The 12,968-nt window shown below is 69.7% G+C and carries 16 protein-coding genes and 1 pseudogene; 11 read left to right on the plus strand and 6 right to left on the minus strand.

The window, feature by feature from the left end; genetic code table 11:
* Window positions 1-320: 320 nt before the first annotated feature.
* A complete protein-coding gene (locus KBZ12_RS06910; RefSeq protein WP_254957178.1) occupies window positions 321-1,322 on the minus strand; it encodes an integron integrase in 1,002 nt (333 codons plus the stop codon).
* A gap of 102 nt (window positions 1,323-1,424) precedes the next feature.
* On the opposite strand from KBZ12_RS06910, the gene KBZ12_RS06915 reads away from it, so the two are divergent.
* Complete coding sequence (locus KBZ12_RS06915; protein WP_254957179.1) at window positions 1,425-1,715, plus strand: hypothetical protein; 291 nt, start codon at window positions 1,425-1,427, stop codon at window positions 1,713-1,715.
* A gap of 76 nt (window positions 1,716-1,791) precedes the next feature.
* Window positions 1,792-2,089 (plus strand): annotated as a pseudogene (locus KBZ12_RS06920) (ABC transporter); the annotation flags it as partial.
* A 379-nt stretch (window positions 2,090-2,468) separates the two neighbouring features.
* On the opposite strand, the gene KBZ12_RS06925 reads toward KBZ12_RS06920, so the two are convergent.
* Window positions 2,469-2,834, minus strand: a complete 366-nt coding sequence (locus KBZ12_RS06925; RefSeq protein ID WP_254957180.1) for a hypothetical protein — start codon at window positions 2,832-2,834, stop codon at window positions 2,469-2,471.
* Complete coding sequence (gene hisIE, locus KBZ12_RS06930; protein ID WP_254957181.1) at window positions 2,831-3,493, minus strand: bifunctional phosphoribosyl-AMP cyclohydrolase/phosphoribosyl-ATP diphosphatase HisIE; 663 nt, start codon at window positions 3,491-3,493, stop codon at window positions 2,831-2,833. Before hisIE ends, KBZ12_RS06925 begins: the two co-directional genes overlap by 4 nt.
* A gap of 99 nt (window positions 3,494-3,592) precedes the next feature.
* Here hisIE and KBZ12_RS06935 point away from each other — a divergent pair, with 99 nt between their 5' ends.
* Genes KBZ12_RS06935 through KBZ12_RS06955 form a run of 5 tightly spaced genes read left to right on the plus strand, consistent with a single transcriptional unit; the run spans window position 3,593 to window position 7,544 of the window.
* Entirely contained in the window at window positions 3,593-4,099 is a 507-nt protein-coding gene (locus tag KBZ12_RS06935; RefSeq protein WP_254957182.1) for a 6-carboxytetrahydropterin synthase, read from the plus strand.
* A complete protein-coding gene (locus tag KBZ12_RS06940; RefSeq protein WP_254957183.1) occupies window positions 4,096-5,064 on the plus strand; it encodes a permease in 969 nt (322 codons plus the stop codon). The genes KBZ12_RS06935 and KBZ12_RS06940 overlap by 4 nt, the downstream gene beginning before the upstream one ends.
* Window positions 5,061-5,768: a TIGR03943 family putative permease subunit gene (locus KBZ12_RS06945; RefSeq protein WP_254957184.1), complete on the plus strand. Its 708-nt coding sequence runs from the start codon at window positions 5,061-5,063 to the stop codon at window positions 5,766-5,768. The genes KBZ12_RS06940 and KBZ12_RS06945 overlap by 4 nt, the downstream gene beginning before the upstream one ends.
* Complete coding sequence (locus KBZ12_RS06950; protein ID WP_254957185.1) at window positions 5,765-7,132, plus strand: Ig-like domain-containing protein; 1,368 nt, start codon at window positions 5,765-5,767, stop codon at window positions 7,130-7,132. The genes KBZ12_RS06945 and KBZ12_RS06950 overlap by 4 nt, the downstream gene beginning before the upstream one ends.
* Before the next feature lie 10 nt (window positions 7,133-7,142).
* Complete coding sequence (locus tag KBZ12_RS06955; RefSeq protein WP_254957186.1) at window positions 7,143-7,544, plus strand: Fur family transcriptional regulator; 402 nt, start codon at window positions 7,143-7,145, stop codon at window positions 7,542-7,544.
* On the opposite strand, the gene KBZ12_RS06960 is transcribed toward KBZ12_RS06955, so the two are convergent.
* Entirely contained in the window at window positions 7,534-7,941 is a 408-nt protein-coding gene (locus tag KBZ12_RS06960) for a tellurite resistance TerB family protein (RefSeq protein ID WP_254957187.1), read from the minus strand. The two genes, KBZ12_RS06955 and KBZ12_RS06960, sit on opposite strands and share 11 nt — an antisense overlap.
* Before the next feature lie 94 nt (window positions 7,942-8,035).
* On the opposite strand from KBZ12_RS06960, the gene KBZ12_RS06965 reads away from it, so the two are divergent.
* From KBZ12_RS06965 to KBZ12_RS06980, 4 genes are all read left to right on the plus strand, one after another.
* On the plus strand, window positions 8,036-9,166 hold the full coding sequence (locus tag KBZ12_RS06965; RefSeq protein ID WP_254957188.1) for a GTP-binding protein: 1,131 nt from the start codon (window positions 8,036-8,038) through the stop codon (window positions 9,164-9,166).
* 87 nt (window positions 9,167-9,253) lie between these two features.
* Window positions 9,254-9,397 (plus strand): hypothetical protein, encoded by a 144-nt coding sequence (locus tag KBZ12_RS06970; protein WP_254957189.1) that lies wholly within the window; start codon window positions 9,254-9,256, stop codon window positions 9,395-9,397.
* Between the two features lie 91 nt (window positions 9,398-9,488).
* On the plus strand, window positions 9,489-10,580 hold the full coding sequence (locus KBZ12_RS06975) for an extracellular solute-binding protein (protein ID WP_254957190.1): 1,092 nt from the start codon (window positions 9,489-9,491) through the stop codon (window positions 10,578-10,580).
* Between the two features lie 8 nt (window positions 10,581-10,588).
* Window positions 10,589-12,151, plus strand: coding sequence for an iron ABC transporter permease (locus KBZ12_RS06980; protein WP_254957191.1), 1,563 nt, complete (start codon window positions 10,589-10,591; stop codon window positions 12,149-12,151).
* Between the two features lie 24 nt (window positions 12,152-12,175).
* Here KBZ12_RS06980 and KBZ12_RS06985 read toward each other — a convergent pair whose 3' ends face one another.
* Both KBZ12_RS06985 and KBZ12_RS06990 read right to left on the minus strand, forming a co-directional pair.
* Window positions 12,176-12,319, minus strand: a complete 144-nt coding sequence (locus tag KBZ12_RS06985) for a hypothetical protein (protein WP_254957192.1) — start codon at window positions 12,317-12,319, stop codon at window positions 12,176-12,178.
* Between the two features lie 43 nt (window positions 12,320-12,362).
* Window positions 12,363-12,956, minus strand: a complete 594-nt coding sequence (locus KBZ12_RS06990) for a Crp/Fnr family transcriptional regulator (RefSeq protein ID WP_254957193.1) — start codon at window positions 12,954-12,956, stop codon at window positions 12,363-12,365.
* Window positions 12,957-12,968 lie beyond the last annotated feature (12 nt).

Below are 12,968 nucleotides of genomic sequence, written 5' to 3' on the forward strand. Positions count from 1 at the left end.
TGGATCATGATCTCGATACAGGATGGCTATCGCGATCCCAAGGAAGCGGCTGATAACTGGCATTTGTAAACTATAGCGTCAAACCGGCAAGTTGCCAAAGAGTGCGAGACGGCGATCTCGTGTGCAAGCCCTTGTCTTAGGCTCCGTATAACGCTAAATGGACGGATCCTCGTATGAAGTGTTGGTGCGCCGTTTTTGCCGCTTATGCACGTGGGTCGTCAGGCTGGCGTCCTTGGGATCGCCTGCGCCGCTAGGTACCTTACCCAAGTCGGAGTCTTTTCGGGTTTGATGGGCGGATCCGCCCATAACAGTTCGAGATGCTACAAAAGGTCGGCGGGGCTGGCCACCCCCAATGGGCCCCGGTTCAGCACGTGCGTGTAGATCATGGTGGTGTTCACGTCGTTGTGGCCCATCAGCTCCTGAATCGTGCGGATGTCCTGCCCCCGCTCAAGCAGGTGGGTAGCGAACGAGTGCCGGAAGGTATGACATGTGGCAGGTGTCACGATTCCCGATGCGAGCACCGCCCGTCGCACCGCCTTCTGGATCAGGCTGGGATCCAGGTGGTGCCGCCCCTGCTCTCCACTGTCGGCATTGGTCCAGCGGTGGTGTTGCGGAAACACCCATTGCCAGCCCCACTCCACCGGAGCATGGGGATACTTCCTCGCCAATGCGTTCGGCAGCTGGACCCTTCCATACCCTTCGGCAAGGTCCTGGCGATGCATCCTGCGAACCGCTTCCAGATGCAACCGTAGCTTCTCTCCGACCGTTGCAGGCAGCATCGTTCGCCGATCCTTGCCGCCTTTCCCCTGGCGCACCGTGATCTGGCGGCGCTGGAAGTCCACGTCATGCACCCGCAATCGCAACGCCTCCATCAACCGCAGCCCTCCCCCGTACAGCACGCCAGCCACCAGGGCCTCCACGCCATCCAGTCGCTCCAGTACGGCTCGCACCTCCTCAATGGTCATCACCACCGGCAAGCGCCGTTTTGTTCTCGCCCGCACCACCCCCTCCAGATCCAGATCACGCTCCAGCAGCACCCGATACAGAAACAGCAGTGCCGATAACGCCTGGTTCTGGGTGGAGGCGCTCACCTGTCCCTCCACTGCCAGATGGGTGAGAAAGGCGTTCACCTCCGCGCTGCCCATCTCCCGCGGATGGCGCCTGCCATGGAAACGCAGGAACCGCCGCAGCCACTGCTCGTAGGTCGCCACAGTGCGCTTCGCGTAGTGACGCGCCTGCAGCTCCTCCCGGTAGCGCTGGATCAGGCCCGGGGGGCGGGAGCCAACTGGCGGGGGGCCGGATGGGGGTTCAGGTGGGGCCACATTCATCCTTTTTCATCTTTCCCCTCAGCATTCCCAGCCGCGGTTGCGGCGCCATGCTGAGAGCACCCATCAGCCACCGCCCGGTAGGGGCACCCACCACCCATGAACCAACCCTTTGCCCACACCCTGAGTTTTGACGACCTCGAGGTGCTCGTGCTGGTGGAAAACGGCGGCGCCACGCCTCGCGAGGTGGCGGACTCGCTCGGCATGGGCATGGAGGAAACAAAAGCCCTGTTTTACGACCTGATGCGGCGCGGTCTGCTCGCTTGCCAGGAGGAATCCACCACCTTCGTGCTAACCGCTTTGTCCCGAAGCCTGCGGAACGATGAAGCCTTCAGCTCCGCGGCTTTCGCGGCGGCTCTCACTGGGGCGGGGTCCGACGACCAAGGCTGAACCCGGCATGATCCTATCTGTAGAAGCCGACAATTTGGCGTATTGCACGGTGGAACCCGGCGAGTTGATGGGGTTCCTCAGACCCGAACGCACCCGGCCCGTGCGCAAGCTTTCCCTCGGACAATGCATGAAGGCCGAATTGCTTGCCGCCCTGCTGCATCAGCAGGCGCTGAACTTCCTCGATGAACCCACCTTTTGGCTCGTCGTAGACGCCCAGGCACGCGTAAGCGCCTTCCTGGCCGTCAAAAACCGCCGCACCGGCGCCACCGTGCTGCTCATCCACCATGGCGGCCTCTTCCACGACGGAAGACTGCGCCAGCTCACCAACGCTCGCGCCTCGCCGCCAGGTAAGCCCCGAACGATGCGATCCCCTCCCCGACGCAGCCCCCACTGTCAGCAAAGAAGTCCGCTCGATCTGATCCGTCCACCAGGGAGTCAACTCGCCGACCGTGAAACAGCCCTATGCCGCTGCCGTGCGGGACGACGCCCGCATACTGACGAGTCCGGCCTACCTTTAATTTGGTAGTTTCCTTGAACCACTGTCGGCAGTCACTCCCTGCCGAGAACTGCGGCAAAGGCCAGCTCGGTACGAGGTCAGAATCCTGACGTGAAAAGTGAGATTAGCTCCTGCTGAATTGACCTGTGCATTTCGCTAAAGCAAGTCCGCTGCGCCACTGAGCCTGCTGGGCCCGCGACTCAACCCTGATGTGCCGAGCAACAAGGGACGGTTAACGCCCTCGCCGAGCCCGCCCCTCACCGATCCAACTCCAACCACTTCCGCGCCTCCACCGCCGCCTTCTCCTGCCCCTGCCGGTGCCCGAAGGCAAACGCCGCCACGCAGATCAAGGTGATCGCCGCCGGCACCGTCCCCGACGGCAGCCGGTTGCGGTTGGCCAGGTCGTCCGGCAGGCCCCCCAGCGTCAGCACCAGGAAGCCCACCGCCCCCAGGGCCGTGAGGCCATAGAGAAACGGTGTGATCGTGCGCCGCGTCAGCCCGTGCAGCAGCAGCACCGCCAGCCCCACCCAGGGCAGGCTCGAGCCCAGGGCCCACAGCCAGCGTTCGCCCGATCCATTGCCCAGCCGCCGGCGGCAGGCCAGTTCCCGCTGCAGGCGGCTCATTCGCGCCTGGGCGCCCCGCGCCGCTCGGCCAGCACCTCCTGCACCTGGCGCCAGTCGACGCCGTGGTGGGCCAGGGCCACCTGCACATGAAAAATCAGATCGGCCGCCTCACCAGCGATCGCGTCCGGGTCGTCGTCCTTGCAGGCCATCACGAACTCGGCGCTCTCCTCGCCGATCTTCTTGAGGATCCGGTTGTCGCCGCCCTCCAGCAACTTGTTCGTGTAGCTGCCCGGTTTCGGCCTCTGCTTGCGCCCGTTGATCACCCGCGCCAGTTCGGTGCACACATCCGCCGGTGGCGGCAGGGCGTCCGGCCCGCCGGCGCTGGCCGTTGCGCCTTCCTCGTAGAAGCAGCTGCGGGCGCCGGTGTGGCAGGCCACCTGGCCCACCTGCTCGATCGTCAGCAGCAGCACGTCGGCATCGCAGTCGTAGCGGATGCCCTTCAGCGTTTGGAAATGGCCGCTGGTGGCCCCCTTGTGCCACAGCTCCTGCCGCGAGCGGCTCCAGTAGTGCACCTCGCCCGTGGCGAGGCTGCGCTCGATCGCCTCCCGGTTCATCCAGGCCACCATCAGCACCGCCCCGTCGAGCCAGTCCTGGGCCACCGCCGGAATCAGCCCCGCCCCGTCGAAGCGCAGGCTGGCGATCAGCTCAGGGCCCGCCAACTGCCCCCCCCCACCGGGCGACGGCGGGTGACAGGATCCAGGGGAAGCGGCGGATGGAGCCCCCAAGGGACGCGACGTCGGCTGCAGTGATCCTCCCCCATGTCCACCCCCGCCGCCCACACCTGCAGCAAGAGCTACGGCGGCTTCCCCTGCTGCCACCGCCAGTGGCGCCACCCGGGCCACTGCCGTTTCGTGCACGGCTACAGCCGCAGCTTCACCTTCTGGTTCGCCGCCCACCACCTCGACGTCCACGGCTTCGTGGTCGACTTCTCCAGCCTCCAGCCCCTGCGGGCCCGCCTCGAGCAGCAGTTCGACCACACCTTCCTCGTTAATCACGACGACCCCCTGCTGGCCCAGTGGCAGGCCCTGCATGGGCAGGGTGCCCTCGACCTGCGGGTGATGGCCAACGTGGGCATGGAGGCCAGCGCCGAACTGGCCTGGGGCTGGGCCAACGAGATGCTGCACCAGCGGGATGGCGGCCGCAGCTGCTGCTGGCGCGTCGAGGCCCGCGAGAACGAGGCCAATGCCGCCTGTTTCCGGGCCATCCCCGACTGGTTTGAGGCCGGCGCCACCCCCTCCAGCCCGGAGCCCTGGCCGGCGCCGTGATCCTCACGCGCCTCGCCACCGCCTGGGCCCTGTTCCAGGGGCTGCTGATCGAGGCGCTGCCCTTCCTGTTGATCGGTGTGCTGATCTCCGCCGGCGCCCGCTGGTTCGCGCCCGGCGGCCGCTGGCTGCGGCGGCTGCCGTCCCATCCCCTGCTGGGGCCGCTCACCGGCGCCGCCCTCGGCTTCGCCCTGCCCGCCTGCGAATGCGGCAACGTGCCGGTGGCCCGCCGCATGCTCAGCGGCGGCGCGCCCCTCGGCGCCGGCCTCGGCTTCCTGTTCGCCGCCCCCGTGCTCAACCCGATCGTGATCGCCAGCACCTGGGCCGCCTTCCCCGACCAGCCCTGGCTGCTGCTGGCCCGTCCCCTGGGCGCCGTGCTGGTGGCCGTGGCCCTGGCCCTGCTGCTGGGCCTGGTGCCCGAAGCCCTCCTGCTCCAGGCCGACCTGCTGGCCGAACGGCGCCTGCACCAACCCCTGGCGGCGGTGGGGCTGCTGGAGCGCTCCAGCGGGCTGGTGGGGGCGCCGCCAGCGTCGGCCCTCAGCGCCGAGGTCGCCCCGGTCCGGCCGCCCCTGGCCGAGCTGATGAAGCACGCCAGCCAGGAGTTCCTCTACCTGGCCCTGCTGCTGGTGATGGGCAGCGTCATCGCCGCCCTGGTGCAATCCTTCGTGCCCCGCAGCTGGCTGCTGGCGGTGGGCGGCGCCCCCACCCTCTCGATCCTGGCCCTGATGCTGCTGGCCCTGGTGGTGTCGGTGTGCTCGAGCGTGGATGCGTTCCTGGCCCTCAGCTTCGCCGCCCAGGTCACCCCCGGGGCCCTGCTCGCCTTCCTGCTCCTGGGCCCGGTGATCGACCTCAAGCTCGTCAGCCTGCTCGGGCTGCTGTTCCGCCCCCGCGGCCTGGTGCTCACCACCGCCGGGGCCGCCCTGATGGTGCTCCTGATCGGCCAGTGGGTGAACCTGTGGCGCCTGTGACTCCCCCCCTCCTGCAGCGGGCCGCGCTCTGGCGCGCCGCCAGCCTCGGCCTCTGGGCCCTGGTGATGCTTTACAGCAGCGTCGACGGCCGCCTCGACCTGCTGTTGCGGGCCGTCTTCCACCCCCTGGTGGCCCTGGCCGGCCTGCTGCTGCTGCTCGTCGCCCTGCTGCAGCTGCGCCTGGCCTTCGGGCCCGGCCGGCAGGAGCGGGGCGACCGGCGCCAGGCCCGCACCCTGCTGCTCACCGCCGCCATCGCCCTGCTGGTGCTGCTGCTGCCGCCGGCCCCCTCCTTCGCCGACCTCGCCGGCCAGCGCCCCCGCGACGAGACCGCCGAGAGCGAGCTCAGCTTCGTGCTGCCACCCGCCCAGCGCAGCCTCACCGACTGGGTGCGGCTGCTGCGCAGCCAGCCCGATCCCAAGTTGTTCGCCGGCGATCCGGTGCGCATCAGCGGCTTCGTGCTGCCGATGGAGGGCGAGCCTCCCCAGCTGGCCCGGCTGCTGGTGCGCTGCTGCCTGGCCGATGCCTCCCCGGTGGGCCTTCCCGTCCACTGGCCCGCCGGCCAGGCGCCCTTCCCCGCCGACCAGTGGCTGGCCATCGATGGGGTGATGGGCCTGGGGCCCGCCCCCGGCGGTGGCGAGCGGCTGGAGGTGGTCCCCAGCCGCATCCGGCCGATCCCCCGGCCCGCCCGGCCCCTGGAACCATGAGCCCGCTCTCCCGCCTCCCCTGGGCCGGCCCCCTGCCGCTCACCCTGGCCCTGGCCGGCCTGCTGGCCCTCGTCCAGCAGCAGCTGCTGCTGAACCACCCGCCCCGGCTCGAGCGGCTCACGCCGGTGGCCGCCAGCTCAGGCCCGGCCGCCCTGCAGGCCCGCTTCAGCCGGCCCATGGACCCGGCCAGCCTCCAGGCCGCCAGCAGCCTCTCCCCGCCCCTGGCCCACCGCTGGCTCGGCGACGGCGACACCCTCTTGCTCAACCTGGCCCCCGACCAGCGGATCAACTCCCCCCTGCTGCTGCAGCTGGCCGGCCGCGACCGCCGCGGACTGGCCCTGCCCCCCCAGCGCTGGCAGTGGGATCCGCGGCCCCGGCTGCTGGCGGTGGTGCCAGTGGGCAGCGGCGAGCAGGTGCAGCTGCGCGAGCACGACGGCCGCTGGCAGCCAATCACGCCGGTCTGGCCGCGGATCACCATGGTCGAACCGCTCGGCGGTGGCGAGGCCGTGGCGGTGGTGTCGCGCTCCGAGGCCGGCCGCTTCCGGGTCTGGCGGGTGCCCCTGCGCCAGCAGCCCCTGCGGCCCCTGGGCCGCGGGCGCCCGGCGGCGCCAGCCCCCGTGCAGGCCGGAGCGCCCCAGCCCATCGGCGCCGGCGAGATGGTCTTCGCCCACATCAGCGGCAACCGCCGCGGCGACCTGCTGGTGCAGGCCGGCGGTGAGCAGCCCGACCAGGTGAGCATCAGCCTCTGGCCCGCCCACGGCGGCCCCCGGGTGCTGCCGCTGGAGGCCAGCGGCGCCGTACGCCTGCTGCCGGAAGGCGGCTCGGCGGTGGTGCCGGAGATCGACGGCCTCAGCCTCCAGGACCTGCCGCCCCGGCCACCCCGCCGCCAGACCCTGCCCGGCAGCCGCGACCTGAGCGGCTTCTGTTCCCGGGCGGGGCGAGCCCTGCTGGTGCGCCACTGGCCCGATTTCCGCCGTTCCCTGGAGCTGGTGGAGCCGGGCCTGGCCCCTCGCCAGCTCTGGATCGGCCCCCAGGCCCTTGTGGCCACGGCCTGCAGCCGCGGCGGCGAACGGATCTGGGCGCTGCTGATCGAAGGGGTGGGCCGCCCCGTCCTCACCCTGGTGACCCTCGACCGGCGCGGCACCGTGCTGGCCTCGCGGCGCCTGGCCGGCTGGGAGCTCGAACCCGGCACCGGCCTCAGTTACGACCCCACCAGCGACCGCCTGGCCGTGGTGCTGCGCCCGCTGGAACAGGGCCAGGGGCCCCCAGCTCCGGCGGAGGTGGTGCTGATCGAGGCCACCAGCCTCACCCCTGTGCCCCTCCAGCAGGAGGCCCTCCAGGCCATCTGGCTGCCGGCAGGGTAGAAACGGGACCATGCAGGCCCCTCCCGCCCCGGATCTCCCCCCCCGCCAGGCCTCTCTGCTGGCGGAGCTGCGCCAGGCCGACGGGGAGCTGAGCGGCCAGGATCTGCACGCCCGGCTGCGCAACAGCCCCGCGGCCATGGGCCTGGCCACCGTCTACCGCCACCTGCGCCAGCTGCAGCAGCGGGGCCTGGTGCGCTGCCGCCACTTGCCCAGCGGCGAGGCCCTCTATGCCCCGACCGAGCGGGACGAGCACCACCTCACCTGCGTCGACTGCGGCAGCACCCGGGTGCTCAGCCACTGCCCGGTGCACGGCCTGCACCTGCCGGAGGCGGAGCTGGGCGACTTCCTGCCGCTCTATCACACGCTGGAATTCTTCGGGCTGTGCGAACGCTGTCGGGGCCTCAGGTCCTGAGGCTGTCGCGGTGCAACACCGCCATCACCGCGAGGATCTGGCTGCAGCGTTCGGGCGGCACGCTGATCAGTTCCCCCAGCCGCTGCAGCATCTGCTGCTCCACCGGCTTGAAGCTGCGGTTGGTGTGCACCAGCAGGGCCGCCATCGCGTAGGCCGTCTCCTGCTGGGGTTCGGTCAGCACCGGCGCGGCCTCCATCAGCAGCGTCTCCCAGCCGCCGGTGCGCAACCGCCCCAGCAGGCCGTCGAACATCGCCCCCATCACGTCTTCACCGAGGTTGCTGTAGGGCGATCGCACCTCCAGCAGCTGGCGCAACATGGCGGCCTCATCGGCGTCGAGGGCGCCATCGCAGGCCACGGCGGCAAGGCCGATGGCGGCGAAGGCTTCGCTGGGGTTCATCGAACGGGTTCATCGGCCGCCATTCCAGCAGCCTTCGCCGTGCTGGTGGGGCGGGCGCGCCGTCAGAATCCCCACAACGCCTTGCCCGCTCCCCATGACCAGCACGAACCTGGATGCCCCGACAACGGCGGCTGCGGTCAGCGAGGCCAGGCCGATCTCCGTGCCGGTGACGATCCTCACCGGGTTCCTGGGGGCGGGCAAGACCACCCTGCTCAACCACATCCTCAGCAACCAGGAAGGCGTCAAGACCGCGGTGCTGGTGAATGAATTCGGCGAGATCGGCATCGACAACGAGCTGATCGTGGCCACCGGCGACGACATGGTGGAACTGAGCAACGGCTGCATCTGCTGCTCGATCAACGGCGAGTTGCTGGAGGCCGTGTACCGGGTGCTGGAGCGCCCCGAACCGGTCGACTACCTGGTGGTGGAGACCACCGGCCTGGCCGATCCCCTGCCCGTGGCCATGACCTTCCTCGGCAGCGACCTGCGCGACCTCACCCGGCTCGATTCGATCATCACCCTGGTGGACGCGGAGAACTTCGGCCCCGAGACGCTGCAGGGGGAGGTGGGCCGCTCCCAGATCGTCTACGGCGACATGATCCTGCTCAACAAGTGCGACCTGGTCAGCGAGGAGCGGCTGGAGGCCCTCGAACACGAACTGCGGGCGATCAAGAGCGAGGCCCGCATCCTGCGCTCGGTGAAGGGGGCGGTGCCCCTGCCGCTGCTGCTCAGCGTGGGCCTGTTCGAGACCGACAAGGTGGTGGCCCAGCAGCAGGCCCCCGCCCCCAGCCACGATCACGCCAGCGAGGACCACAGCCACTGCGACCACGACCACGGTCACTGCGAGCACGAACCGGAGGCCGCGGGCCATCACCACGACCACAGCCATGACCACGGCGGCCATGCCGATCACCAGGCGATCGAGGGCTTCACCTCCCTGTCCTTCAGCAGCGACGGCCCCTTCTCCCTGCGCAAGTTCCAGAACTTCCTCGACAACCAGATGCCGGCCGGCATCTTCCGCGCCAAGGGCATCCTCTGGTTCAACGAGAGCGAGCGCCGCCACGTCTTCCACCTGGCCGGCAAGCGCTTCTCCATCGACGACAGCGACTGGCCGGGGGAGCGCAAGAACCAGCTGGTGCTGATCGGCAAGGACCTCGACCACAAGCGGCTGCGCCAGCAACTCCAGGCCTGTGTGGCCAGGGAGGCAGGCAAGGGCTTCGCCTGATCGCCCCGGCCCTTTCGGCTGGAATGCCGCAACCACTACGGAACCACCGGCTGGCGCCGCTAAGGTGACGTCCTACGACCCTTTCCCATGACCGAGTTCCTCCTGATGATGGGCGTTCTCGCCCTTCTCGGTCTGGTGTTGTGGATGGCGATGGATTCCGACGACGACAACGGCGGCGGTGGCCTGATGCAGCCCGCCCTGATCCCTGTGCGCCGCTCCACGTCCTACTGAGACGTAAGCATTGATACGCGCCTTCGCGTCGTTTGTTCCGTCTGCCACCGGGGGGCCTTCATAGGGTCCGGGCACACGCCCGTTCCTCCCGATGCCCAGCTCCAGGCTCCCCCTTCGTCGTTTTTGGCTTGCCGCCGCGGGGTCCGTTGCTGTCGGGGGCGCGGCCATGGCGTTCTGCGCCACTGGCATCCTGCCGGCCAGCGGCCAGTCCCAGGGCAACGCTGCCGCCATCGCCCAGGCCGGCACCACCATCGGCGTTTACTCCGGCCGCCACTACAACACCGACAAGGAGCTCTATCGCCAGTTCACCGCCCGCACCGGCATCAAGGTGAACCTGCTGGAGGCCAAGGATGACGCCCTGCTGGAGCGGCTCAGGAGTGAGGGCAAGAACAGCCCCGCCGATGTGCTGGTGCTCGTCGACGCCGCCCGCCTTGATGCCGCCACCGACCAGGGCCTGTTCCAACCCGTGCGTTCCGCCGCCCTGCAACGGGACGTGCCCGCCAACCTGCGCGATTCCCAGGGCCGCTGGTATGGCCTGACGCGGCGTGTGCGGGCCGTGGTGGTCAACCCGAAGCTGGTGAATCCCGCCACGATCCGCACCTATGCCGACCTGGCCAAGCCCGCCCTGAAAGGCAAGCTCTGCCTGCGGGAACGCAAGAGTCCCTACAACCAGTCGCTGGTGGCCAGCCGCATGATCCTCAACGGTGATGCCGCCACCCGCACCTGGATTCGCGGCATGGTGGCCAATGTCAGCCAGCCCTTCTTCACCTCCGACACCCCCCTGGCCCGGGCCGTCGCCAGGGGAGAGTGCGGCGTGGGTGTGGTGAACTCCTACTACATCGCTCGCATGCTCTCCGGTGAAGCCGGCGCGCAGGACAAGCAACTGGCCCAGCAATTGAAGGTGGTCTACCTCAACCCCTCCCACGTCAACATCACCGGGGCCGGCGTCACCCGCCACGCCAGACATCCGCAGGCGGCGATCCAGCTGATCGAATTTCTGGCCTCCCCCACCGGCGGTCGCGGCTACGCCGAAGCCAACAACGAATACCCCCTCAAGGGCTTCGGGGATAATCCCATCCTCAAGCGGTTCGGCCCCTTCCGGGCCGATGGCGTCTCGGTGGAGCAGATCGGATCCAAGAGCAGGGCGGCCACCTTGATGATGGAATCGAACGGCTGGAAGTAGGTCACCGGATGGGGGTTTTGGCAACGGCCGAGCGGGCGACAGCCAACAGGAGCGGGCCGCCACTGCGGCGTGCCCCCCTGGCGGCGGCGGTGCTCCTGGTCTGCGGACTGGCCCTGTTGCCGTTCCTGGTCCTGGCTGGCTTTGCCCTGCGGGATGCCGGCTCCAGCCAGTTGTGGCTGGGGGCCGAAGGCCTCGAGCAGCTGACCAACACCCTGGTGCTGGTGCTGGCCGTGGGCCTGATCGGGGCCCTGCTCGGCACCGCCAACGGCTGGCTCACCGCCTGCTGCCAGTTTCCCGGTCGCCGCTGGCTGCGGCTGGCCCAGGTGCTGCCCCTGGCGGCGCCTGCCTTCGTGCTGGCCGCCGTGCTGGTCGACCTGGGCAGCCGCTGGGGCTTTCGCGTGCACGGCATCGGCTGGGCCGTGCTGCTGCTCAGCCTCACCACCTACAGCTATGTGTTCCTGCTCTCCACCGAGAGCTTCTCCGGCAGTGGGCAGCGCCAGCTGGAGGCCTGCCGCAGCCTGGGCGTGGGCCCCTGGGGCAGTTTCCGGCGCGTCGCCCTGCCCCTGGCACTGCCGTCCATCGGCGCCGGCGTCGCCCTCAGCGGCATGGAGGTGGTCAATGAGCTCGGCGCCGTGGAACTGCTGGGCGTTCCCACCCTGTCGCGGGGCATCCTGCAGCGCTGGCAAGGCGAAGGCGACCTGCAGGGGGCCGTGGGCCTGGCCCTGATCGCCCTGGTGCTGGTCAGCCTGCTGGTGGGGGCCGAACGCTGGATGCGCCACCGCAGCCGCCGCTGGACCATCGGCCAGGACGGTGCCGACGCCTTGCAGTGGCCCCTGCGGGGCTGGCGCTGCCACCTGGCCCAGCTGCTCACCCTGCTGCCGCCCCTGGCCAGCCTGGGGATCCCGCTCACCTGGCTGGTGCTGAGCCGTGACCATCTGCAGAGCGATCCGCTCGAGGATCTGCTGGCCCTCACCGCGCGCAGCCTCGGCCTGGCCCTGGCCGCCGCGCTGCTGACGGTGGCGGCGGCCCTGCTGCTGGCGATCAGCCGCCGCTGGCTCGCCCATCCCCTGCTGGGCCGGCTCACCTTCTTCGCCGGCATGGGCTACGCCGTGCCCGGCACCGTGCTGGCCCTGGCCCTGATGCTGATCGGCGGCCCCCTGCAGCTCAGCCCCCTGCTGCTTCTGCTCTGGGGCTACGGCGACCGCTTCCTGGCCGTCTCAAAACAGGGACTCGACGCCGCCTTCGAGCACATCCCCCCCAGCCTCGATGAATGCGCCACCAGCCTCGGCTGCAGCTGGCTGGCGGTGCTGCGCCGCGTTCACCTGCCCCTGTTGCGGGGTCCGGTGCTGGTGGGGGCGTTGCTGGTGTTCGTCGACGTGGTGAAGGAACTGCCCCTCACCTTCTCCCTGCGCCCCTTCGACTTCGACACCCTCTCGGTGCGGGTCTATCAGTACGCCAGCGACGAACGGGTGGGGGCGGCCCTGGTGCCGGCGCTGCTGATCCTGGCCCTGGGGCTGGCGGCCTCGGTGGCCCTGATGCCCAGCCTGGAGCGCCAGGGCAAGGGGGGCTGAAGCGGCGCCAGCGGGCGTGGGGCCTCAGTCGCGGCCGCAGCAGCATTTGCCGCCTTTCCACTTGGAGCATTTCTTCTGGCGGCAGCCCTTCTTCTTGGCCTGGGGCTGGGGACCGCGGACGCTGATGGCGGCGGGGCTGTCGGGGAGGCTGCCGAGGGAGGGGGCCATGGGAGGGGCGACGAAGAACGGGCGGGGAGAAAAAGGAGAGGCTTCAGGCGGCCAGGGGAGCGCCATCGACCAGGGCCGGCGCCAGACGCAGGCCGGCTTCACCACTGGGGACCTGCAGCAGCTCGGCGGCCCGGATGCGGGAGATCAGCCGGGTGGTGGTGACCCGGGTGGTACCGATCAGTTCACCGATGCGCTCGTGGGTGAGGCGGAAGGGCAGATCGCACCAGGGCCCGCAACGGCGGCCGAGGCGGCGTACGAGCAAGGAGAACAGGGCATGGAGCCGCTGCTCGGCGCTGCCGAGATGGCGGATGCGCAGCAACTGCAGGGTCCACTCGTTGACTGGATCGAAACCATGGCCCTCGATCGGTTCGGCATCACTGCGGAAACAGAGGGGGGTGAGGGCCTCGACGCAGACGCCTTCACTGCAGAGCCGGTCGGTGCGCAGCTGGTCGCCGGACTGGAGGAAGGCCAGGGTCATGCCCTCGGTCTCCTCGCAGGGGCAGTAGACGCGGGCAATGCCATCGAGGACTTCGAGGCAGGAACCACCGGGCCTGGGGGTGGTGTCGAGCAGCACCGTCTGGCCGGCCGGCATGCGCACGGCGCTGACGGGGTCGTCGGGAAGGAAGCGGTAGCGCATCGGAGAGGAGCG

It is taken from the genome of Cyanobium sp. Cruz CV13-4-11, from assembly GCF_024346055.1.
Lineage (GTDB): Bacteria > Cyanobacteriota > Cyanobacteriia > PCC-6307 > Cyanobiaceae > Cyanobium.

What these genes read in the sequence shown, in the direction of transcription:
- KBZ12_RS06915 (WP_254957179.1), top strand. Translation starts at nt 1,425, where the DNA reads ATGAACCAACCCTTTGCCCACACCCTGAGTTTTGACGACCTCGAGGTG.
- KBZ12_RS06925 (WP_254957180.1), bottom strand. Translation starts at nt 2,834, where the DNA reads ATGAGCCGCCTGCAGCGGGAACTGGCCTGCCGCCGGCGGCTGGGCAAT.
- KBZ12_RS06935 (WP_254957182.1), top strand. Translation starts at nt 3,593, where the DNA reads ATGTCCACCCCCGCCGCCCACACCTGCAGCAAGAGCTACGGCGGCTTC.
- KBZ12_RS06950 (WP_254957185.1), top strand. Translation starts at nt 5,765, where the DNA reads ATGAGCCCGCTCTCCCGCCTCCCCTGGGCCGGCCCCCTGCCGCTCACC.
- KBZ12_RS06955 (WP_254957186.1), top strand. Translation starts at nt 7,143, where the DNA reads ATGCAGGCCCCTCCCGCCCCGGATCTCCCCCCCCGCCAGGCCTCTCTG.
- KBZ12_RS06960 (WP_254957187.1), bottom strand. Translation starts at nt 7,941, where the DNA reads ATGAACCCCAGCGAAGCCTTCGCCGCCATCGGCCTTGCCGCCGTGGCC.
- KBZ12_RS06965 (WP_254957188.1), top strand. Translation starts at nt 8,036, where the DNA reads ATGACCAGCACGAACCTGGATGCCCCGACAACGGCGGCTGCGGTCAGC.
- KBZ12_RS06970 (WP_254957189.1), top strand. Translation starts at nt 9,254, where the DNA reads ATGACCGAGTTCCTCCTGATGATGGGCGTTCTCGCCCTTCTCGGTCTG.
- KBZ12_RS06975 (WP_254957190.1), top strand. Translation starts at nt 9,489, where the DNA reads ATGCCCAGCTCCAGGCTCCCCCTTCGTCGTTTTTGGCTTGCCGCCGCG.
- KBZ12_RS06980 (WP_254957191.1), top strand. Translation starts at nt 10,589, where the DNA reads ATGGGGGTTTTGGCAACGGCCGAGCGGGCGACAGCCAACAGGAGCGGG.
- KBZ12_RS06985 (WP_254957192.1), bottom strand. Translation starts at nt 12,319, where the DNA reads ATGGCCCCCTCCCTCGGCAGCCTCCCCGACAGCCCCGCCGCCATCAGC.
- KBZ12_RS06990 (WP_254957193.1), bottom strand. Translation starts at nt 12,956, where the DNA reads ATGCGCTACCGCTTCCTTCCCGACGACCCCGTCAGCGCCGTGCGCATG.